The sequence below is a fragment of the Paenibacillus sp. YIM B09110 genome, from assembly GCF_037167145.1.
Lineage (GTDB): Bacteria > Bacillota > Bacilli > Paenibacillales > Paenibacillaceae > Pristimantibacillus.
Genome location: NZ_JBANSP010000038.1, coordinates 14,368 through 36,643, shown reverse-complemented (window position 1 = coordinate 36,643; position 22,276 = coordinate 14,368). Strand labels below are relative to the sequence as shown.

Sequence of the window (22,276 nt, the reverse complement as noted above, 5' to 3'; positions counted from 1 at the left end):
TTGGGGACGTGTTAAATTTATTTATATGCCAAGATTAAGATTGAAGCTGGTCCAGCAATGATTTAATATCGGGATTCAAATTCAGTACACGCAGTATAATGCTTAAAGCTTCAGCTCTAGTCGACTGTTCTTCCGGAGCAAAGCTGCCTGCAGCGCGTCCTTCAATGATTCCGGCAGCTGCCGCTGCACGAATTTCATTCGCATTCCAAGAGCTTTCAATGTCATTGAAGGCTACCGCTTGGTGCTTCTCTATCGCGTTAAAGTCTACGATACGGCTAATGATAGCTATGATCTCGGCACGAGAAATTTCCTCGCCCGGTCTGAACGTACCGTCTGCATAACCAACGATTATGCCGTTGGCAGCCAGTGCCTCAATAGCTTGACTCGCCCAGTACCCTTCCTTCACATCGGTAAAGCTCTGTGGGCTGCTTAGCGCGTCAAGATTGAATACTCTAACGATCATGGCAGCAAACTCAGCACGAGTTATCGGAGCATTCGGGCGGAAGGTGTCGTCTTCATAACCCGTCACGAAACCCAATTTGACGAATAGATCAATGTTCTCCTTACTCCAATGCTGGTTAACATCTGAGAATACACCGTTAATCGGATTCATTGGCGCTTGCTCGACTTTACCCTTCAAATATGCCAACAACTTCTCTTGATTGACTACAGACTTAAACGTTGGCGTAGGAGTATTCGGCTCCGTTGGCACGGATGGATTATTATCGGAAGACGAGCGTGGTGCTACTATAACCGTAACGACGTAGTCTTGAATGGTGCCATCGGCTGCGTATACGGAATACGTTACCGGATTCGTAAAGTTTTGCGTTGTAACGCCGCTAACCTGATTCTCGATCCCTACCTTCACAGTTGAACCTGTGCTCGTAAAGGTCGGGGCTATTTGGGTTACGTTCGTACCGTAAGGTACGGTTATCATGATCGTATGGTTCACCTGATTGACTACCCCATTACGTTCTGGGTTCGTTATTTTGAAAGAGGTAAGCTCCTTCGCCGGATTTAAACCGATATTCAAGATCACCGTATAAGGAATAGACGAATAGTCAGAGTCTACCGCATGAATAACGGGAGATAAACTTAGATCCGTTTCCGTCACACCCGATATTTGCTCGACACCATTAATTTCAAGATGATCTCCCGTCGTAACAAATTCCGCCTTGGTTACGCTCAGATCTGTTCCATACGGAATATCAAACGTGATTGTATGATCATCAGGGTCGATCACACCAACCGCCTCTATAGGATAGATGAGATTGTATGAATCCAGCTCATTTTCTAGCGATACGGTTACCACATAATTTTGCGTCAATCCGTTCGCAGCGACTACTGTGTACGTTTGCGGACTCGTAAACTCGTTTGCTGTAACCTCGGATTGCTGCAATGTATTCCCGATATATACGAATTCACCGTTAGTCGTGAACGAGGCGATTCTGTTTTGACGCGAAGCACCGGAAGGTAAAACAACCGATATCGTATGCGCATCTTCATCCACGATACCCGCTATTCCTCCAAGGCTGAAGGTTTGCATTTCTTTGGTTGAGCTGGCACTGCTATCTGCTTCTCTCACGGTAACTCTATAGGTCTGAGTGTCGCCTGCTTCATCATACACAACATAGTCTACAGGTGAATCAACAGACAATGAAAAATTAACGACGCCTTCCCCGCTAACTTGTTGTACTTCTTGTTGATATTCATTCATAATGATGACTCTAGTACCCGTCGTTATAAAAGTAGGCACTAACGCTGTCCGGTCCGTACCGTTAGGAACGGTGATTGTTATCGTATGGTTAGTTTCAACGATAATTCCAATCGAAGACAGCGAAGCCAATCCAAAGAAAGTGATTTCTTTGGCCGTACTAGGCTCGGTTTGAAAATTAACGGTTACCGTATAGTTTCGCGTGCTGCCATCCAGCGCTTTTACGGTATAAATTACGGGCTCCGAAAAATCTTGCGCGGTGCTACCGCTAGTTTGAACAACCTCATCAACTAGGATTTGAGCCCCGCTGTCATCTGTCTCGAATGTAGGCTTTAACGCTTTTATATTCGTACCTTGCGGAACGTAGAGAAAGATAGCATAAGCCTCATCATCAATAAAACCTGTCGTTGCCGGATCCAATAAGTTAAATAAGGTGATCGATTTTAAGTTGCTTGGTCCAATGGTTACAGTTACCTTGTAAACTTTGGTAGTGTTATCCTCAGCGACAACCGTTAATTCCACTTCATTCTCATAACTTGATCGTGTAACATTACTCGTATGATTAAGCACAGATGCACCTTCGCTAACCGTAAACGTTTCAAGCATATTATTGACCGCAGAACGGTAAGGCACGATAACCTCAATCGTAGCGTTCACGTCGTCAATAACACCGGGATTTCCCTCTACGGAAAAAGAAAGAAAGTCCTTCGATGATGAGCTCTCCGCATTAGCGATCATCGTATTTGGAAACATACCTATAAATAAACATAATACGAGTGCAATGGATGCAACTTTGTTCCTACCTCTTAACATTTATGTAAGCCTCCTAAGTAAATCTAGTATCCATCCTCTTATATGGATTTTTCCGCCCTCTCCTCCATTGCTATTATACAGGGTATTGTAACGTAGCGGACTTATAAGTTATGAGAGAGATTTACCCTCCAAAAAAACAATCAGATTTTCCGTCGTCATAGGCTTAGCGAAATAATAACCTTGCAAGTAGTCGCAGCCAATCGCGCGAGCAAGCTTAATATGCTCCTCCGTCTCAACGCCTTCAATCACAATAAGTTTATCGATTTGCTGGAAAGAGCGAGACAAAGCTTGAATGATGACGAAAGTGGATTGGCTTTCCGAGGCCCGATACAACAAAGATTTATCGATCTTAATCCCCTTGAACGGCAAATGGATAATGTTAGACAAGTTAGAATAGCCCGTTCCATAATCATCGAGACTAATATGAATACCGTGACGATCGAAACCATTCATAATGTTATTAATCTTGTCAAAATTATCGATCACTACACTTTCTGTAATTTCCAGATGAATACGAGCCGGATCTACTTGTTCTCTCCGAATCACATGTTCTACTTCCGAAACGATATTGTCATTCATCATTTGTATGGGCGAGAAATTAATATTAATATGTTGAAACGGAGTGCCATTGCTCTCTAGCTTTCTGATCGTTCTACATACTTGCTCCAGCAAAACCTCACCTAATTGATTAATAAGTCCTTTCTCTTCCGCAATGGCAATGAACTCCAGTGGAGAAATCGGTCCAAGCTCCGGACTAGTGAGTCTTGCCAATGCTTCGAAAACGGGATAACTATCGGTTTCAACATGATAAATCGGCTGATAAACAATTTCCAGCTCTCGTCTTTCAATCGTCTGTTTCAAATACTCATACACTTTATTTTTGCGATGCATGCGTTCCAACGCGCCACTATTAATCGTAATCGCACTGTTCTTATGAAGTAATTTTTCCTCGCGAATACTATATTCAAGCACATGAACCGTATCCTCGAGCGTATCCGTCACTTCCGGAATATTAAGCTCAGCAATCGTAGCATGAATAGAAAGCTTAATTCCTCCTATAATCCACTGCTGAGACAAACGGATACTTATCGCCTGAATGAGCTGCTGCTGTTCGGTAACCGTTGTTAATAGAGCAAACTCATCACCCGAAAGACGAAATACTTGGGCATTAGACTGTGCATTCATTAAGTAATGAGCTACTTCTTGCAAAAGACGATCCCCGATCTGCTCGCCATAATGATTATTAATGCTTCTAAATTCGTCCAAACTTACGACAATAATTTTGAATGGACTTCGATCCTCTAAACGCATGCTTACGACTTTGGCAAACGCGCGACGGTTCATCGTTCCTGTCAAATCATCCTCGAGAATTTTTTTGTTCTGGATATACAAATAAGTAATCACCAACGATGCAGTCGCTGCAGTACTCGAAATAAGTAAATAAGGATAAATAAATTCAATCGTTACGAAGATGAGGCACAGCACTGGAAATGACAATATAACAAGATTCAAACTTCGTGAAAGTCTGTGACGCGTAAAGAACAATAAAACGAGAAGCAGCACAATATAGAATGCAGGCACAGCGTACATTAAGTTATACAACGGTCCTCTTTCAATAGTGTGGTCATCAGAAATCGTATAAATAATGCCTGAAAATGGCGAACTCATAATCATCAGTGCAAAAAGCATATAAACCCAAACGGTAAATCGTATCCACTTGAAAAATACTTCTTTAATCGACCAAATAATCGTTATCGTGTAATAAAAGAATAGCGGCGCAATGACCGTCATTGAAATTCTGCTCAACACATTAAAAAATTCGACTAGCAATAGAGGAAACTTGGTCATCGCCATGTTTAATTTTACGGAAATTAAGATGCTGATCATAGATAAAATCGTAGTCATCAAAGTCATTCGAAACATCTGATTCTGAATGGTTCGTATACCGCCGTATTCCCTAGAATAAATAAGGATGATCAATCCGATTACAATTGCGCTATATATGGGTCCTGCGTTCCACTCCATCGTATTCCCTCTTTATTTTTTATTGAAGTGGCCACAAGCGTAAACGGCTGACGCCGCCCTCTGGCGGCAAAAGCTTACGTTTCGCGTTGAAATATAGGCGTATGTATAAGAGTGAAACTTATACTTTCCTATATTTAAAAAATGCACCCCTAGAACTATTATCGGAATAACCCGCGGTTTTTCCAATGTCAATTCTAGGAGGTGCGTTTAGTAACTACCCGACCTTGACGAGCATTTTGCCGATGTTGGTCCCTTTGAAGAGCTCGAGCAGTGCCTCGGGTATGCGATCGAACCCTTCGATAACGGTCTCTTCGTATTTGAGCTTGCCTTCGGACAGCCATTGGCCGAGCATCTTGGCTCCCTCCGGTAAACGGTCGGCGTAATCCCCCAGGACAAACCCCTTCATAAGCGAGCGCGTCTTGATTAGTTTGACCAGAACCCGAGGGCCGATGTCCTTGCCTTCCGAATCGTTGTAGGCGGAAATAGAGCCGCACAACGCAATACGCGCATGATCGTTCAACTGGCCGATAACCGCGTCAGTAATATCTCCTCCGACGTTGTCGAAATAGACGTCCACGCCCTGCGGGCATTCCTTCTCCAAAGCATCCTTCAGATTAGGAGTCGTTCTGTAATTGATCGCGGCGTCGAAGCCGAGCTGCTCCGTCAGCCATGCCGTCTTGTCGTCAGAGCCTGCGATTCCCACGACCCTTGCGCCTTGAATCTTGGCGATCTGACCAACAATGGAGCCAACCGCCCCCGCGGCACCCGATACGACTACGGTCTCGCCGGCCTTCGGACGGCCGATATCCATTAATCCGAAATAAGCGGTCAGCCCTGTCATGCCGATAACGCCGAGATAAGCTGAGAGCGGAGCTGTCTGCTCGTCGATCTTGCGGAGCTTGTCCGCATCCGCGACGCCATACAGCTGCCAGCCGAGCATGCCCAATACCTTGTCGCCCGGCTGGAACTTGTCCGAACGGGACTCGATAACTTCGCCTACGCCTCCGCCTTCGATAACTTCCCCGATCCGGTAAGGCTCGACATAAGATTTAGCCGCGCTCATTCTCCCACGCATATAAGGGTCTACGGACAAATAGATGGCTCGGATGAGCACCTGGCCTTCTCCGGGCTGCGGCAACGGCGCTTCTTGGAATTCAAAATTCTCATCCGTCGGCCAGCCTTGCGGACGGGAGCGCAACAGGATTTTGCGGTTCATCATGTCTTTAATCACTCTTTTCCTCATATTCGTTTAACTCGGTCACCCTCATTGATCATAGGCTTTCCTGCCCCTTAAACAAAAAATTCTTCTTGTCCTGCCTTTCCCGCATGAACCGAATTAGATCGGCTTCATACATTATCTTCAGATGGTAGGTGACATTCGATTTATCCATGCCCATCGCCCTAGATTTCGACATCGCGAAAAAAAATATGCGATTCCTAAAAATTTATATTGCTCCAGAATCGCTATCCTGCTATTATGAAGGAGCATGATTTTTGGAAAGCTAATATTCGGATGTATCTAGGATCTTTCCAAGCAGATAATCTTTGACCACTTCCACCAAGAAGTTAAGGCCATACGGACAGCCGGGTCAAATGCCGATCGGCAACTTTCGTTGCTTTATTGATTGAGTTAAAAGCTCAAATTTTATAAGTTGGTTACTTTACAACCAAGTGCATATGCACATCAACTTGTGAAACGGTCAATAAGAGTGGTAAAAGTAATTATTTGCTATATAGACTCTGATCCTAACATGATATATTTGAATATGAAGGGCCTTTCCATGAAACTTTACGTTTTATGGCTGACTGACGAGCACGCAAGAGCTTTGTCCAGTCATGCTTATTGGGAATGACTTTATATTTAATCATATCAAAGCAAGTGTGATGCGCATGGGTGCGTGTTTCGCTTGCTTTTTTTGTTGGTTTTTTAGAAACGATAAAATTTACTTGGGTCAGGAGAATGGAAAAATGGGAAAAGCACTAGTCATTGGCGCCGGAGGCGTAGCATCAGTAGCAATTCATAAATGCGTTCAAAACAGCGAAGTATTCGAGGAAATCTGCATCGCCAGCCGCACGAAATCCAAATGCGACGAACTGAAAGCCAAATTGGACGGCGGCAAAACCAAAATCACGACAGCGCAGGTCGATGCGAATAACGTAGACGAGTTGATCGCTTTGATTAACGAAGTCAAACCGGATATCGTCATGAACTTAGCTTTGCCATACCAAGATTTGACGATCATGGATGCTTGCCTGGCCACTAAAACGAACTACATGGATACAGCGAACTATGAGCCGGAAGATACGGCGAAGTTCGAATATAAATGGCAATGGGATTACCGCGAGCGCTTTGAACAAGCTGGAATCACGGCTCTGCTCGGCAGCGGCTTCGACCCAGGTGTAACCGGCGTATTCTCCGCTTATGCGCTGAAGCACTATTTTGACGAAATCGAATATATCGACATTCTGGATTGCAACGGCGGCGATCACGGCTATCCGTTCGCAACCAACTTCAACCCGGAGATCAACATCCGCGAAGTATCGGCTAACGGCCGTTACTGGGAAAACGGTGAATGGATCGAAACGAAACCGATGGAAATCAAACGCAGCTACAACTTCGCCGAAGTCGGCGAAAAAGATATGTATCTGCTTTACCATGAAGAGCTTGAGTCCCTTGCGCAAAACATGCCTGGCCTGAAACGCATCCGTTTCTTCATGACATTCGGCCCAAGCTATCTCATGCACTTGAAGGCGCTTGAGAACGTAGGAATGACTTCCATCGAACCGATCGAATACGAAGGAAAACAAATCATTCCGCTTCAATTCCTTAAAGCTCTTCTGCCGGACCCGGCTTCCCTAGGACCGCGTACGGTTGGCAAAACGAACATCGGCTGCATCTTCAAAGGCAAAAAAGACGGCCAAGAAAAAACGTATTACGTCTACAATGTTTGCGACCACCAAGAGTGCTATAAAGAAGTCGGCTCGCAAGCCATTTCCTATACGACTGGCGTTCCTGCCATGATCGGCGCGGCAATGGTCATGACTGGCAAATGGAATAAACCAGGCGTATACAATGTCGAAGAGTTCAATCCTGATCCGTTCATGGAAGAGCTGAACAAATGGGGCCTTCCTTGGGTAGAGGACTTTAACCCAGTCCTTGTTGACACGTTGCCTGAGGATGCAAAAAAACCGGAGCTCGTTCGTTAATATGCGGTTCGAGGAATTACCGACACCCTGTTTCGTAGTCGATGAAGCGCTCATCGAGAAAAACCTAAAGATTTTGAACGGCGTCATGCAGCGTACGGGAGCTAAGATCATACTGGCGCAAAAAGCTTTTTCAATGACCGCGATGTATCCCCTTATCGGACAATATTTATGCGGTACGACGGCGAGCGGGCTATACGAAGCGCGGCTCGGACACGAAGAAATGGGCAAAGAAAATCACGTCTTTGCCCCTGCCTATCGTGAAGATGAGATCGACGAAATTATAGCCATTTGCGACCATATTATTTTCAATTCTTTCTCGCAGCTGGAGAAGTATAAAGCCAAAGCTCTTGCAGCCGGCAGAAAAGTCGGCCTTCGCATCAATCCGGAGTGCTCGACCCAAGAAGGACATGAAATGTATGATCCATGTTCGCCAGGATCCAGATTCGGCGTGAATCTGGAGAATTTCCGACCTGAACTGCTTGAAGGTGTTTCGGGACTGCACTTCCATACCCTTTGCCAACAGAACTCGAACGCTTTGGAGACTACGCTGAATGCGGTCGAAGAAAAATTCGGGCAATGGTTGCCGCAGATGGAATGGATTAATTTCGGCGGCGGGCACCATATTACAAGAGACGACTATGATATTCCGAGACTCGAAGCTTGTATTCGGCGAATGCAGGATAATTACAGTCTGAAGGTTTACCTTGAACCCGGCGAGGCTATCGCGCTTAACGCGGGCTACATGGTCACCTCCGTACTGGATATCCATAAGAACGGCATCGAGATTGCGATCGTGGACACATCGGCGACATGCCATATGCCGGATGTTCTGGAAATGCCGTACCGCCCGCCGCTCTTCGGCTCGGGCGAAGCCGGCGAGAAGCCTTACACCTACCGGCTTGGCGGTCCAACCTGCCTGACGGGCGATGTCATCGGTGACTATTCCTTCGATCAGCCTCTAAAGAACGGCGACAGACTCGTGTTTGGAGATATGGCTATCTACTCCATGGTGAAAACCAACACGTTCAACGGCATGCCGCTTCCGGCAATTGCCGTGCAGGACAAAGACGGCAATTGCCGCGTCGTTCGCGAATTCGGCTATGAGGATTTCAAGACGAGACTAGCTTAATGCGTGATTTGATAACGAAAGCCTTAACCCTGCTGCATAAGAAGGGTTAAGGCTTATTTTTTAATATTGTCATTCAAATAGAAAATTTTTACTGGCGAATTTTAAGTAGAACCATTCATGATTATAACTAATGAACGAAACCAAAACGGAGGATGAGAATATGAACAGAAGCGGAGTGCCGGAACCGAATATTGCCTATGCACCTGAACACTATCTATGCCGACGCGCGCAGGGTCCGCTTGAGCTGGACGGCCGTGTTGATAAGCCTTTCTGGGCGGCTGCGGAATGGACCGGGGATTTCGTCGATATCGAGGGCGATCTCCGTCCCAAGCCCGCAAAGCAGACGCGGGTCAAAATGCTGTGGGATGACGAGTATTTCTACTTTGCGGCGGAGCTAATCGAGGATCAGATTTGGGCGACGCTGACAGAGCGCGATTCGGTCATCTTTTATGACAATGATTTCGAGATTTTTATCGATCCCGACGGCGACAGCCATCAATATTATGAATTCGAAATTAATGCGCTGAATACGGTATGGGATTTGCTTCTGGTCAAGCCATACCGGGATGGCGGCCCGCCGGTGAACGGCTGGGATATCGCAGGATTGAAGACCGCCGTGCATATCGACGGTGAGCTTAATCGTCCTTCTGCGGACAACCGCAAGTGGAGCGTCGAAGTGGCAATGCCTTGGGCCAGCTTACGGGAATGCGCGGCTGATAAGCGACCGCCGGCTTCCGGCGAGTTCTGGCGCGTCAATTTCTCGCGCGTCGAGTGGCAAGCCGAGGTACACGATGGCGAATACCGCAAAGTAATCAACCCGGACACGGGAAAGCCGTATCCGGAAGATAACTGGGTGTGGTCGCCGATGGGCATCGTTAATATGCATTATCCGGAACTATGGGGTTATGTCGTATTCACGGATGACAACGGCGAGCCTTCGACATTCGAGCTGCCGGCGGACGAGCTGATCAAATGGGAGCTGCGCCGGCTCTACTACCGTGAACGCAACTATTTCGAAGCGCATGGCCATTTTTCGCGCGACGCGAAGCTTCTGATGGGCGAGGATTGTTGGAGCATAGAGCCCATCATCGAAACGACCAGCGGCCTGTTCCAAATTAAAGCCCCTTCCTCTGACGGACAATCTGTATTCTGTATTCGTGAAGACGGGATGTTATGGAAAGAGTAATTCAAATACCCTTCTCGCATATGAGATTATTCTAAAAAAAACCGTTTCTTCGTAAAGGCATACAATCGCCCATTTACGAAAAAACGGTTTTTGCATTTCATTATGGATTACTTAATGACGACGTATTCCAAGTTAACCAGCTTAGCGTAGGTCACGATTTGGTCTGTCGTCAGGTTCAAGGAAACGACCGTATGGTGGCCGCCGCCATTCTCGATCCAAGCTCTTACTCCATCCTGGAAGTTCGGCTTCACTGACCACAGAACGCGGGCCACAGGAAGATTAGGAGCCGGAACCGTCGGCTCGAATGCGGTAACCTCGTTGATCAGCAGCTTATAATGAGTGCCGAAGTCAGCCATCGATACGACGACGCCATCGCCGGCTTTGCCATCGAATACGAGACGCGCCGGATCTTCGCGATCGCCGATTCCGAGCGGCGATACAAGAATGGTCGGCTTGCCCGCTGCCAAGGAAGGATCGACCTCGAGCATATGGGATTGCAGAATCGCTTCCTGACCGGCAGCCATTTCGTACGTGTAATCCTCCATGAAGCCCGTGTTCTGATGGCGGCTCATTACCTTCATCAAGCGGTCGAGCGCAGCCGTCTTCCAGTCGCCCTCGCCGGCAAAGCCGTATCCCTGCGCCATCAGGCGTTGAACGGCAAGGCCCGGAAGCTGCTTCATGCCATGCAGATCTTCGAAGTTGGACGTGAAAGCATTGTAGCCTTTTTCGTCCAAGAAACGTTTGATCGCAATTTCATAGCCCGCTTGGATTCTAACGCTAGCTTCCCAAGCTTCTTTGCTGTACGTGCCATAATCGAAATTATAGAGCTCTGCGTATTGAGCCATCAGATCATCGATTTCCTGCTCGGTAACGGCATTCACATATTGTACAAGGTCGCCGATGCCGTAGTAGTCTACCGTCCATCCGAATTGAATTTGCGCTTCGACCTTATCGCCTTCCGTTACGCCAACGTTGCGCATGTTGTCGCCGAAACGAGCGACTTTGATATTGAAGCTCTCGTTATAAGCAACCGCTACGTCCATCCAATCCGCAAGCTGCTGCTGCACTTCCGCACGTTCCCAGTAGCCTACGACGATTTTATTTTGTTTCTTCAGACGGGCATTGATGAAGCCGTATTCGCGGTCGCCGTGAGCGGCTTGGTTCAAGTTCATGAAGTCCATGTCGATCGTTGCCCAAGGAATGCTTTCGTTATATTGCGTCGCCAAATGAAGAAGAGGCTTCTGAAGCAGCTTCGTGCCGCGAATCCACATTTTTGCCGGCGAGAACGTATGCATCCAAGTAATAACGCCCGCTACTTCGTCGCGATAGTTGACTTCTTTCATGATGCTTGTGATTTTATCGGCGCTGACAGCAAGGTCCTGCAGGACAAGCGGATATGGAAGCACGCCGCTATTGTTTAATGCGTCAGTCATCGTCTGTGCATGGGCCTTCACTTCAGCGAGCGCTTCTTCCCCGTACAGGTGCTGCGAGCCTACGACGAACCAGAATTGTTTTGCTGCTGTTGTTGACATCTTAATCATCCTCTTTTCACTATTTTATAATGGCGTAATGGCTATTACTTCTGCCCGTAGTAGGCATCCTTGCCGTGTTTCCGAAGGTAGTGCTTATCCAGAATGCCTTGGGGAAGTTCTTTGGCAAAGTTGTTCAGTTGCCGTGCGTACAAATTCATTTTGCACACTTCCTCCAGCACGACGCTGTTCACGACAGCCGACTTCACGTCTTTACCCCAAGTGAAAGGAGCATGTCCTTGGAGCAGGACGGCCGGAATCGCCATGACATCCAATCCGCGCTTCTCGAACGTTTCGATAATAACGTGGCCGGTCTCCGCCTCGTATCCGCGGTCAACCTCCTCTTGGTTCAAGAACCGCGCGCAAGGCACGGCGCCATAGAAGGTATCCGCATGCGTCGTTCCCATGACGGGAACATCGAGTCCCGCTTGCGCCCAGATCGTTGCCCAGGTCGAGTGCGTATGCACGATGCCGCCGATTTGCGGATAGTGTTTGTACAACACGGCGTGAGTCGCGGTATCGGAAGAAGGTCTCATATCACCCTCGACCACCTTACCGTCGAGATCCACGACGACCATGTCGCTCGGCTTCATCTTTTCATAGCTGACTCCGCTCGGTTTGATGACGAACAGGCCGCTATCCCGATCGACGGCGCTCGCATTGCCCCAAGTGAATTTCACGAGTCCGTGCTTCGGCAAATCGAGATTCGCTTGGTATACCTCTTCTTTCAGTTGCTCTAACAACTTTAGTCCCTCCCGTTCTCTAGCAGATGGTCTACAGCGGCTTGTTCTATGGCAAGACCTGCTTGATATCGTTTAATAAAGGTTTGGAAACCTTGTACATCGGTTGCATCAGGAGCGATCTCCTGCCCTTCGGCATCTTTGAACACTTTCTGCTCGAGGAAGTCCGACAAGCTCTCTCCTTGATCCTTGCCCGTCATGTACGAAGCTAGAAGCGCCATGCCCCATGCCCCGCCTTCTCCAGCCGTGGACATAACCGAGATCGGTACGTTTAGCGCAGCGGCTAACGCTTTTTGTCCAACGACAGGGGTTTTGAAGAGTCCGCCGTGAGCCAAAATGCTATCGATGGCCACCTGTTCGTTTTCCGTTAAAATGTCCATGCCCAGCTTGAGCGCTCCGAAAGCCGTGAATAGATGCGTTCGCATGAAGTTAGCCAGATTAAAGTTGCTTTCCGGCGAGCGAACGAACAACGGGCGGCCTTTATCCAATCCCGTAATATTCTCGCCCGAGAGATAACCGTAGCTAAGCAAACCGCCGCCGTCCGGGTCGGCTTCCAACGCCTTATTCAACAGCACGCTGAACAATTTGCCGGAATCCGCGCCATATCCCATCGCTTCGGAAAATTCGCGGAACAACCCCATCCAGGCGTTAAGATCGCTGGAGCAGTTGTTGGCATGCACCATGCCGACCGGACTGCCGTCCGGCGTAGTGACCATATCTATCTCCGGATACACCTTGGACAATTCTTTTTCGAGTACGATCATCGCGAAAACGGAAGTTCCTACGGAAATGTTGCCCGTACGCTTCTTGACGCTATTCGTCGCTACCATGCCCGTGCCGGCATCGCCTTCCGGAGGACAAAGCGGAATGCCGGTCTGCAGATCCCCGGCCGGGTCCAGAAGCGCGGCTCCCGCGGACGTTAGCCCGCCAGCCTGCTCGCCGGAGAGATACACTTTGGGAAGCACCTCTTCAAGCTTCAGCGCATAGCCTTTGCCCGCGATTAATTCATTGAATTGCTTAACCATCGTTGGATGGTAACTATGGGTAGCTTCATCTATAGGGAAGATGCCGGAAGCATCTCCAATGCCGATCACTTTATTGCCAGTCAGCAGCCAGTGAATATATCCGGCCAGCGTCGTTACGAAATCAATGCGAGGCACATGCTCCTCTTGATTCAATATCGCTTGGTACAAATGAGCGATACTCCAGCGCTCGGGAATATTGAATTGGAATAAGTCCGTTAATTCCCTTGCCGCCGCCCCCGTCGTTGCATTGCGCCACGTCCTAAACGGCACCAGTAGCTCACCCGTTCCATCGAAGGCCATATAGCCGTGCATCATAGCGGAAAACCCAATTGCGCCGACGGTCTTTAGGGTAACTGCGTATTGACGCTCTACATCCTGCTTCAATTCGCGATAAGCGGTTTGGAGGCCCGATATAATATCCGCCTGCTTGTATGTCCAATATCCGTCCTTCAGCTGATTCTCCCACTCAAAGCTGCCCGATGCGATCGTCTCGAAACGACGGTCGACCAGCACCGCTTTGATCCGCGTAGATCCGAATTCGATACCGAGCGAAGTTTCGCCCTTCGTTATCGCTTCTTTCAAGTCTACATGATTCATGATCACGTCTATCCCCTCTCTGTTCGCGGTTTGCACGATATGAACCCGCTCCTATCGCAACCTTCAAAGTAAAGAAGGCGCTTTCTCTAACTGACAGCCTAAGTATATTTTCTGTACGTACATTTGTCAATATAGTCTAATAGTTATACTAACATAAGGCGAGATGCCGTCCTTCTTCGTCTAAATATCGTTTTTCTTTAAGAAAAAGCAACAAACTTGTACCATTCGCGACGCAAATGTTGTCATTATTGTTGCATTCCATGTCATTCATGCTAGAATATGTACGTACAACTTTATAATGATGATGAAAGAAGTGAAATAGATGAAGCCAAAGTACCAGCTCATTATTGAAGATATCAAAAGCTATATCCTTTCGGGGACGTACAAAGCAGGCGACAAAATCCCTTCGGAGCTCGCCTTGCAGGAGAGCTACAATGTTAGCCGGCAGACCGTTCGAAAGGCTTTGCTGGAGCTATCGAACGAAGGTTTCCTTCGCAGCGAGAGAGGTTCCGGCACGTACGTCAGCAGCCAATACCGTTCCAGAACGGGTGCGAAAGCCGCGAACAAGACGATCGGCGTCATCACGACTTATATCTCGGACTACATCTTTCCGTCCATTATCCGCGGCATCGAAAGCCGATTAAACGAAGACAACTACTCCTTGCTTCTAGCCAGCACCAATAATAATGTCGCTCAGGAAAAAAAGGCGTTGGAAATGATGCTGTCCTACGGCGTGGACGGATTGATTATAGAGCCTACCCGAAGCAACGTATACAACCCTAACATCGCTTATTATCTGTCGTTCAAGGAGCAGGAGGTTCCTTTCGCGATGATCAATGCCTATTATGAAGAGTTGGAAGTTCCTTTCTTCTGCCTGGATGACGTGCAGTCCAGCTATCTCGCAACCCGGGAACTGATTGCCAAAGGACATACCCAGATTGGCATTATTGCGAAAATGGATGATTTGCAAGGTAAGTTTAGAATGAAGGGGTTTATTAAGGCTCTTGGAGAAGCCAAATTGCGTTTCCAACAAGAGCATGTGCTGTCTTTCGATACGGAGACGAAGCCGGACCTGTCCGCTAACCTGGAAGCGTACCTGAACGACAATCGGGATGAGTTAACCGCGCTTGTGTGTTACAACGACGAGGTAGGCTTGGAAGTCGTACATGTCTGCAGAAAGCTGGGCATTTCCATTCCGGACGAGCTATCCATTATTGGCCAAGACAATTCCTATATCGCCAAAAACGCCAATATCCAGCTCACGACGCTGACGCACCCCCAAGAACAAATGGGACGCGACGCAGCGGACTGGGTCATTAAGAATTTACAAGGCAAAAAGGACTTGCCGACCACCACCTACTACCAGCCCGTATTAATCGAGGGCGAAACGGTAAAAGCCATCGAAGTGGAATAGTAGTTGTTCCAAGGATGGCGTCACTCCTAACGGTGACCGAATGAAGCTCTTACCGCCATGAACAAGCAGGATTGGGCATCTCAAGCCGGGCCAATCATCCCACCATACGCCGTTGGACTTAGGAACGGATACTTGCAGTCCCTTCAGATCCGTTCGCAATGAACGCCATAAGAGACATCTGCGTACCCAATCCTATCGCATAAGTCTGTAACGACAAGCTTAAGGCCATCCTTTGCCGGATGGCCTTTTCTTTAACCCGTCATTACCCTCTCTACAGGATAGTGGAACTTTGCATCGTTTAGGCCGCCGCCAATGAAATATAAGCAGGTCGTTAAGCCGATTCTTCCGAGAAACATCAAAATCATGAGTATACATTGCGCAATAATGCTAAGGTCCGGGGTAATTCCCGTAGACAAGCCTACCGTGCCGAAGGCGGAGCAAACCTCCAACACAATAGCAATAAGCGGATGCTGCCTGTCGGTAATGCAAATCGTGATAACCGATAAGCAACATAAGACAATCGCGAGCAACGAGATCGCTAGCGACTTCAATATATCGTCCGGATGAAGCTCCCGATTAAATACTCTGATGGAGCGGTTTCCTTTTGCAAAGTGATAAATAAACAATATGTTTAAGGCGAAAGTGGTCGTCCGGATACCGCCGCCTACGGAATTAGGGGACCCCCCAATAAACATATAGACGCTCATAAGCAGCAGAGTCGGCATTGTGAAGTCGTTAATATCCATTGTCGTAAGTCCGGCGCTTCTTGTCGTTGTCGATTGGAACAAGGCATAGAACAGACTTTCATGCCACGACATACCCTTAAAATAATGCTGGTTTTCCATCAGCCAAATAAGAAGAGCCCCAATAACAAGGAGAATGCCGTAAGTGGACGTCGTTATCTTCGTAAATAACGAAAACTGGAATCGGTTCGTAAGCCTCCTCCGCTTGTGGGAAATATACGCCTTTACCTCGATCAGCACGGGAAACCCGATTGCCCCGAACACGATAAGCGTTATCGTAACGAGCTGCACAAAGTAGTCGTGCGCGTAAGGCATAAGCGATTGGCCGGTAATATCCATTCCGGCGTTCGTCGTGGCGCTGACTGCCGCGAACAACCCTTGAACGAATGCTTCCTCCCAGGTGTCGTAATAGTTTAAGAATCGAAATCCGAAAATAAGCGCCCCTATGAGCTCGGTCAGAAGAGTGATAATCAAAATATCTTTAACCAATTTGACGAGACCCGATATAGCGAACTGATTATTGTCGACCATGATCAGACGGCGTTCGCGCAAGCCGATTTTTCTGCCGAACAGAAGCCAAAAAAACGTGCTCATCGCCATGATGCCGATACCCCCGAATTGCAATACGAGCATAATGACGAAATAGCCGAATACGCTGTAGGTTTCCGCCACATTAAATACGCCGAGCCCCGTGTCGCTTACGATACTGACGGCAGTAAAGACGGTATCGAAAAAGGATACCGAAACGCCGGGTTTACGAACGGCAGGAAGGCTGAACAACAGAATCGATATGATAACCGCCGCTAAATAATAACCGGTAATCACCTGGGCAGGCGACCGCTTATTGATCCAATCCCGCATTTTACTTCCCATAATCAACCTATTCCTTTCGCATTCCCGCCGCATGATAGGATATCAACCCTATTGTTTGTTCCTAATGCGGAATGAATACGTCTGACAAATAAATATGGAAACAGTCATTGAATATGAGAAGCCGGCAGAAACTCCACTAAGCTATGGCAAAAAGGGGCCTTTCCTTTGTCAGGAAAAGCCCCTCCAGTTGCAGACAATCAAGCGTACACATAATGGCGCCCGATCGGTACGATCAGCGGAGATTTGGAAACAGGATCGGCAATGACCGTGCAATCGAGTCCGAAGACATCCTTAATCAAATCGCTCGTGATGACCTTGGACGGATCGCCTTCCGCTACCAGCTTACCTTCGCGGAGCGCGAAAATATGATCGGCATAACGGGCGGATAAATTGATGTCATGCAGAACCATGACGATCGTCGTTCCGCGCTTCCGATTCAGATCGGTGAGCAAATCCAGTATCTCGACTTGATAAGTAATATCCAGGAAAGTCGTCGGTTCGTCAAGAAATAAAATGTCGGTCTGTTGGGCCAAAGCCATCGCAATCCAGACACGTTGACGTTGACCGCCGGACAACTCGTCAATATTGCTATTGGCCAGCTCCGTTATCTTCATAATCTCCATCGCTTCCGCGACAGCCTCGTAATCCTTTTTGGTCCAACCGCCGAGCCAAGTCTGGTGCGGGAATCGGCCTCGACCGATCAGATCCGCGACACTGATACCTTCCGGCACAATAGGCGATTGCGGAAGCAACCCGACGATCTTGGCTAACTGCTTGGGCGGGTATTGATCAATAGATTTGCCATCAAGCATAACATGACCGGATTCTGGCTTGATGAGCCTTGCCATGGTTTTGAGCAGAGTGGACTTGCCGCAGGCGTTGGCTCCGATTATAACGCTTATCTGATTGCTTGGAATGGAGATACTTACTCCATGGACAACCCTTTTCTGTTCATAACCGGAGACGACTTGCTCCGCCTGGAACTGATGCTTCGGCTTCATGTTAGAAATCTCCCTTTCGATTCATTCGGATGAGCAGATAGATCAGATAAGGCGCCCCGAGGATTCCGGTGATCACGCCTACAGGAAATCTGGTCTCGAATGCAAATTGTCCGATTAAATCCGCTGCCAGAACCAAGATAACGCCAACAAGACCAGCCGGCACTACCGTGGAATAACCTATGCCCACCAATCTGCTTGCGATTGGTCCAGCCAGAAAGGCCACGAAAGCAATTGGGCCTGTTGTCGCGGTAGCGACTGCAATCATGCATACCGAGCCCAGGATCAGCGCTATTCGAGTTCTGTTCGTATGGATCCCCAGTGAAGTGGCTGCCTGTTCGCCCAGCTCAAGCAGACCAAGAGGCTTCCCTAACAGAATAATAACCGGAGTACATACAAGCACCGTTATGATAAGCGGCGGAAGCTCATCCATCTGCGAACCGTTTAGGCTGCCGCTTAACCAACGATAAGCTTTGGCTATGTCATACTCAGCGCTTATCCGCAGCAGATAAGAGATAACGGCTCCAAGCATCGCATCTAGACCAATGCCAACTAGAATCAGCCGCCCGAGCGAAAAAGATTTTCTTATGGACAAAAAATAGAGAAGCGTAACCGTAGCCAGCCCGGCAAGGACCGAGGCAACGAAAACAACGGCTTCGCTCGTATGCAGAATCACGATACAAAAGATGGCCGCTACACTGGAGCCGGTAGTTATGCCGAGTACGTTCGGGTTCGCAAGCGGATTGCGCAGCATGGTCTGGAAGACGCTGCCGGACAAGCCGAAGGCGAAGCCGGCGAACAGTCCCGCCAGCATTCTAGGGAGCCGAATCGTTTCAATCGCAAATGTTGCCCCTTTAATTTTCTCTCCCGTCAGCACCCGAATAATGACATCCAATGAATAGATCGTATTTCCCAAATAGAGCATCAAACCGCAAAGCGCACAAGAGATGACCGCAAGAATGCTCGTAACCAGCACATATCGACGGCGTCTCTGACGTCTGCCCAACATAATCATATTTATCGTATTATTCATCATAAGGTACGCACTTTCGATCTCATCGCTACTAGAATTAGAATTGGGGCGCCGACGAAGGCGGTTACGACGGCTACCTCCAGCTCCCCTGGTCTTCCAAGAATTCTGCCCAAGACGTCGGAGCCCGTAAGTACAATAGCTCCAACCAAAGCCGACATCGGAATCAGGAAACGCTGATCGGGACCGATAATTAACCGAATCAGATGTGTCGAGAGCAGCCCCACAAAGCCGATTGGTCCTGCAAGGGCGGTTACCGTACCGCACAACACAACGGCAGCCAACGACGACACTAACCGAAGCACTCCTGTCCTCACGCCTAAGCCGGTCGCCGTCTCGTCACCCAGAGCCAAAGCGTTCAAGGCAGGAGCCGTGATTACGGCAATTAGAATACCGATCAGGAAGAAAGGGGAGAACGTCGCAATATCGCTCCAGCTAACTCCCCCGACGCTTCCTACCTGCCAACGCCGGACCTGGTCTAGAACGTTAGTGCGCGGAATAACAATAGCGCTCACGAGCGAAGCAAGAACGGCGCTGGTGGCCGCCCCCGCTAACACAAGCTTGACAGGCGTAGCTCCGCCTCGTCCCAACGAGCCTACTCCAAGCACGAATAATGCAGTAACCGCTGCCCCGACGCATGCAAATACAATGTACTCATTCGCCGATCCAATGTTAAAAAAAGCAATCCCGACAACTACAAACAAAGCTGCGCCAGTGTTCACGCCGAGAATGCTCGGATCCGCAATCGGATTGCGGGTGACCGCTTGCATTAAGGCGCCCGCGACACCAAGCGCGCCGCCGCATAAGAGACTGAACACCGTCCGGGTCATTCGTTGACGAATGACATCGGCGTCATAAGAATCGGCGGACGGGTTAAACAATCCGTCCACTACATTCTGAAATGCGATTATTCGAGAACCGAACGCCAACGATGCAAGCACGCAAATGCCGAGCACGAGCAGACAAACAATCAAAACGATTGTAAAATAAGTCGGCGTAATCGATCCCTGCGGTTTATCGGTAAGAGACGATGGATTACTCATTGATCTTCTTGGCTGCTTCTCCGATCAATCCCAAATATTCATCGATCGTGTACGCAACCGACAGTGGATTCGGGTTACCCGCAGCCGCAAGCGGCGTATTGTCTTCAATTACTACAACGGATCCTCTTTGGATTGCAGGAACTTTGCCTAGCAGCGGATCGGCCTGAAGCGCAGCAAGCAGCTTGTCGTCACCGTAGGTGATGATAATATCCGTATCATTGAGCGCATCGGCGTTCTCGGCGCTAAGCTGCAGGTAGAAGCTGTCCGTCGCGAGGCTTGCCAGAGCATCCGAGAATGGCATGCCAAGCTCGATCAGGAAGTCTCCACGAGGATCGCCGGGAGCATAAACCGAGAGCGTCGACAGATCGGCAGGATTGATGTAAACGAAGGCAGCTTTCTTGCCCGCAAGCTCCGGATGTGCGGCAGCCTTCTCCTTGATGAGGCTCTCAGTGTCCTTAATGAGCTGCTCGCCTTCGGCCTGCAAGCCCATGCCTATGGAATCATATTGAACCTGCTCACGCCAGCTCGCTACCCACGGCGCCGTCTGATAAGCGACAACCGGTGCGATCTGAGACAACGTCTCATATTCTTCCGGAGTGATGCCGGAATAAGCCGCCAGAATGACATCGGGATTTGCGTCCGAGATCGCTTCGAAATCAAGACCGTCCGTATCCTGGAACAAATTAGGTTCCGTTGCGCCAAGCTCTTCGAGCTTCGCTTTCGTCCAAGGCAACAGTCTGGAACCGTCTTGAACGCCGTAGTTTGCTTCCGAGAAGCCGACAGGCACTACACCAAGAGCAAGAGCGATATCATGGTTCGCCCACGAAATTGTAACAACGCGTTCCGGCTTCTCTTCAATTACCGTTTCGCCGAGCGCATGTTTAATCGTAATTGGATACTGAGTCGCGGATTGTTCCGAAGCTGGCGCTTCGCTCGCCGCGTTCGTCGCGCTTGGAGCATTAGTAGCCGATGCGCCGGCGTTGCTATTGCTGTTACTGTTTGCGCCGCATCCTGCCAGCACGAGCACAAGCGCAAGTGAGGATATAATCATTGGCACAGTCAATTTTTTTCTAGCTTTCATAGTAGACCCTTCTTTACTTATAAATTTATTGATAATGATTATCAATCTCTCGTAAATTATATAGGCAGGGTTTATTGTTGTCAATATAAAAACATGTAGACAGACTGTATTCGTTGGAGATGCTTCTTCAAACCGCAAAAATCCGCAAATCCAATGGATTTGCGGATTTTTGCGGTTTGGGGAAATACGGTTAAGCTGCGATTACATCCTCTATTGTACGTTTAAAGCGCAACATTATGGCTGGAGCAGCCAACGATGAGCCTCGGCAAACAGCGGACCCCATGTGGATTCATGATGCGTTCCGCCCGGAATGAAGTCGAATCGAATTCGATTCTCTGCTACCCCTGCTGCGATCAGCTTTTGCCTTGCCAACTCAACATGTTCATGGGCAATCCGATTAAAGTCGGCATTGTCGGTCTCTAGCTCTCCAATACTCAGGTAGATGCGCAGCGCTGGAGACAAAACCGATTGCTGGATCAGTTGAATGATCGCCCCGTCGTCTTGCCACATTACGAACGAAATGCCGCTCACACGGCCGAACTGAGCCGGATAACGTAGGGCGATGTAGAGCGAAATATAGGCTCCGAACGAGCTTCCGCCAATCATGGTATGCTGCGGTTCGGTGAGCGTTCGGTAGCAGCTGTCGATATACGGCTTGAGCGTCTCGGCGAGGAACGCTGCATGAGCTTCGCCCTTGCCTCCGAAACCATACTCCTTATTGATCGTGAAGTTATACTCATTGTTACGCTGATCGCCTCCATGATCGATAGCGACCACGATAACCTCGAGCGCAGGTTCATTAATCGTCATTTGCTCCAACGTTTCATCGACGCCCCACTCGCTTCCCCAAGACGTCGCTTGATTGAACACATTTTGACCATCATGCATATAGAGGACGGGATAACAGCGAGAGCCTTCGTTATAGCTTCTCGGCAAATAAATCCACACTCTGCGTTCCGTCTGCAGCTGCGGAATCGGGAACGCTTCGATTACCCTTACATCACCGGTAATTGTATGTATCGTGTCGCTGGACAAAACGTCTTTCCACGGCAAAGCCGTATTATTCGTCATAAATGACTCTCCTAGTAGTGGGTTTACAAGAATCTTAACGTGCGATCCGATAGGAAGC

17 protein-coding genes are annotated in these 22,276 nt (G+C 48.6%); 4 read left to right on the top strand and 13 right to left on the bottom strand.

Features of this window, described 5'->3' with window-relative positions:
• Positions 1 to 34: 34 nt before the first annotated feature.
• The 4 genes from V8F51_RS29620 to V8F51_RS29605 all read right to left on the bottom strand — a co-directional run bounded on the left by V8F51_RS29620 (position 35) and on the right by V8F51_RS29605 (position 5,949).
• A complete protein-coding gene (locus tag V8F51_RS29620; protein WP_337104104.1) occupies positions 35 to 2,527 on the bottom strand; it encodes an S-layer homology domain-containing protein in 2,493 nt (830 codons plus the stop codon).
• A 108-nt stretch (positions 2,528 to 2,635) separates the two neighbouring features.
• Positions 2,636 to 4,432 carry a putative bifunctional diguanylate cyclase/phosphodiesterase gene (locus tag V8F51_RS29615; RefSeq protein WP_337104103.1) on the bottom strand — a complete coding sequence of 599 codons (1,797 nt, stop codon included), beginning with the start codon at positions 4,430 to 4,432 and terminating at the stop codon, positions 2,636 to 2,638.
• A gap of 334 nt (positions 4,433 to 4,766) precedes the next feature.
• Positions 4,767 to 5,795 (bottom strand): NADP-dependent oxidoreductase, encoded by a 1,029-nt coding sequence (locus tag V8F51_RS29610; protein ID WP_442956511.1) that lies wholly within the window; start codon positions 5,793 to 5,795, stop codon positions 4,767 to 4,769.
• 28 nt (positions 5,796 to 5,823) lie between these two features.
• Entirely contained in the window at positions 5,824 to 5,949 is a 126-nt protein-coding gene (locus tag V8F51_RS29605) for a hypothetical protein (protein ID WP_337104115.1), read from the bottom strand.
• Positions 5,950 to 6,520: 571 nt separating this feature from the next.
• Here V8F51_RS29605 and V8F51_RS29600 point away from each other — a divergent pair.
• The 3 genes from V8F51_RS29600 to V8F51_RS29590 all read left to right on the top strand — a co-directional run bounded on the left by V8F51_RS29600 (position 6,521) and on the right by V8F51_RS29590 (position 10,074).
• Entirely contained in the window at positions 6,521 to 7,759 is a 1,239-nt protein-coding gene (locus tag V8F51_RS29600; protein ID WP_337104102.1) for a saccharopine dehydrogenase family protein, read from the top strand.
• A 1-nt stretch (position 7,760) separates the two neighbouring features.
• On the top strand, positions 7,761 to 8,888 hold the full coding sequence (gene nspC / locus V8F51_RS29595; RefSeq protein WP_337104101.1) for a carboxynorspermidine decarboxylase: 1,128 nt from the start codon (positions 7,761 to 7,763) through the stop codon (positions 8,886 to 8,888).
• Positions 8,889 to 9,048: 160 nt separating this feature from the next.
• Positions 9,049 to 10,074 (top strand): carbohydrate-binding family 9-like protein, encoded by a 1,026-nt coding sequence (locus V8F51_RS29590; RefSeq protein ID WP_337104100.1) that lies wholly within the window; start codon positions 9,049 to 9,051, stop codon positions 10,072 to 10,074.
• A gap of 107 nt (positions 10,075 to 10,181) precedes the next feature.
• On the opposite strand, the gene araA is transcribed toward V8F51_RS29590, so the two are convergent.
• From araA to V8F51_RS29575, 3 genes are read right to left on the bottom strand one after another with little or no spacing between them, the layout of a single operon-like run.
• Positions 10,182 to 11,606, bottom strand: coding sequence for an L-arabinose isomerase (araA, locus tag V8F51_RS29585; RefSeq protein ID WP_337104099.1), 1,425 nt, complete (start codon positions 11,604 to 11,606; stop codon positions 10,182 to 10,184).
• 44 nt (positions 11,607 to 11,650) lie between these two features.
• The gene (locus V8F51_RS29580; protein WP_337104098.1) at positions 11,651 to 12,346 is read right to left on the bottom strand and encodes an L-ribulose-5-phosphate 4-epimerase; all 696 of its coding nucleotides are present in this window, start codon (positions 12,344 to 12,346) and stop codon (positions 11,651 to 11,653) included.
• A 2-nt stretch (positions 12,347 to 12,348) separates the two neighbouring features.
• Positions 12,349 to 13,965 carry a xylulokinase gene (locus V8F51_RS29575; protein ID WP_337104097.1) on the bottom strand — a complete coding sequence of 539 codons (1,617 nt, stop codon included), beginning with the start codon at positions 13,963 to 13,965 and terminating at the stop codon, positions 12,349 to 12,351.
• A 322-nt stretch (positions 13,966 to 14,287) separates the two neighbouring features.
• Here V8F51_RS29575 and V8F51_RS29570 point away from each other — a divergent pair, with 322 nt between their 5' ends.
• On the top strand, positions 14,288 to 15,379 hold the full coding sequence (locus V8F51_RS29570) for a GntR family transcriptional regulator (RefSeq protein WP_337104096.1): 1,092 nt from the start codon (positions 14,288 to 14,290) through the stop codon (positions 15,377 to 15,379).
• A gap of 251 nt (positions 15,380 to 15,630) precedes the next feature.
• Here V8F51_RS29570 and V8F51_RS29565 read toward each other — a convergent pair whose 3' ends face one another.
• The 6 genes from V8F51_RS29565 to V8F51_RS29540 all read right to left on the bottom strand — a co-directional run bounded on the left by V8F51_RS29565 (position 15,631) and on the right by V8F51_RS29540 (position 22,218).
• Positions 15,631 to 16,995 (bottom strand): TrkH family potassium uptake protein, encoded by a 1,365-nt coding sequence (locus V8F51_RS29565; protein ID WP_337104095.1) that lies wholly within the window; start codon positions 16,993 to 16,995, stop codon positions 15,631 to 15,633.
• Between the two features lie 197 nt (positions 16,996 to 17,192).
• Positions 17,193 to 17,996, bottom strand: coding sequence for an ABC transporter ATP-binding protein (locus V8F51_RS29560; RefSeq protein ID WP_337104094.1), 804 nt, complete (start codon positions 17,994 to 17,996; stop codon positions 17,193 to 17,195).
• Between the two features lies 1 nt (position 17,997).
• Positions 17,998 to 19,029 (bottom strand): FecCD family ABC transporter permease, encoded by a 1,032-nt coding sequence (locus tag V8F51_RS29555; protein ID WP_337104093.1) that lies wholly within the window; start codon positions 19,027 to 19,029, stop codon positions 17,998 to 18,000.
• Entirely contained in the window at positions 19,026 to 20,066 is a 1,041-nt protein-coding gene (locus V8F51_RS29550; protein ID WP_337104092.1) for a FecCD family ABC transporter permease, read from the bottom strand. The genes V8F51_RS29555 and V8F51_RS29550 overlap by 4 nt, the downstream gene beginning before the upstream one ends.
• Positions 20,059 to 21,147 (bottom strand): iron-siderophore ABC transporter substrate-binding protein, encoded by a 1,089-nt coding sequence (locus V8F51_RS29545; RefSeq protein WP_337104091.1) that lies wholly within the window; start codon positions 21,145 to 21,147, stop codon positions 20,059 to 20,061. The genes V8F51_RS29550 and V8F51_RS29545 overlap by 8 nt, the downstream gene beginning before the upstream one ends.
• Positions 21,148 to 21,381: 234 nt before the next feature.
• Entirely contained in the window at positions 21,382 to 22,218 is an 837-nt protein-coding gene (locus tag V8F51_RS29540) for an alpha/beta hydrolase (RefSeq protein ID WP_337104090.1), read from the bottom strand.
• Positions 22,219 to 22,276: the final 58 nt, after the last annotated feature.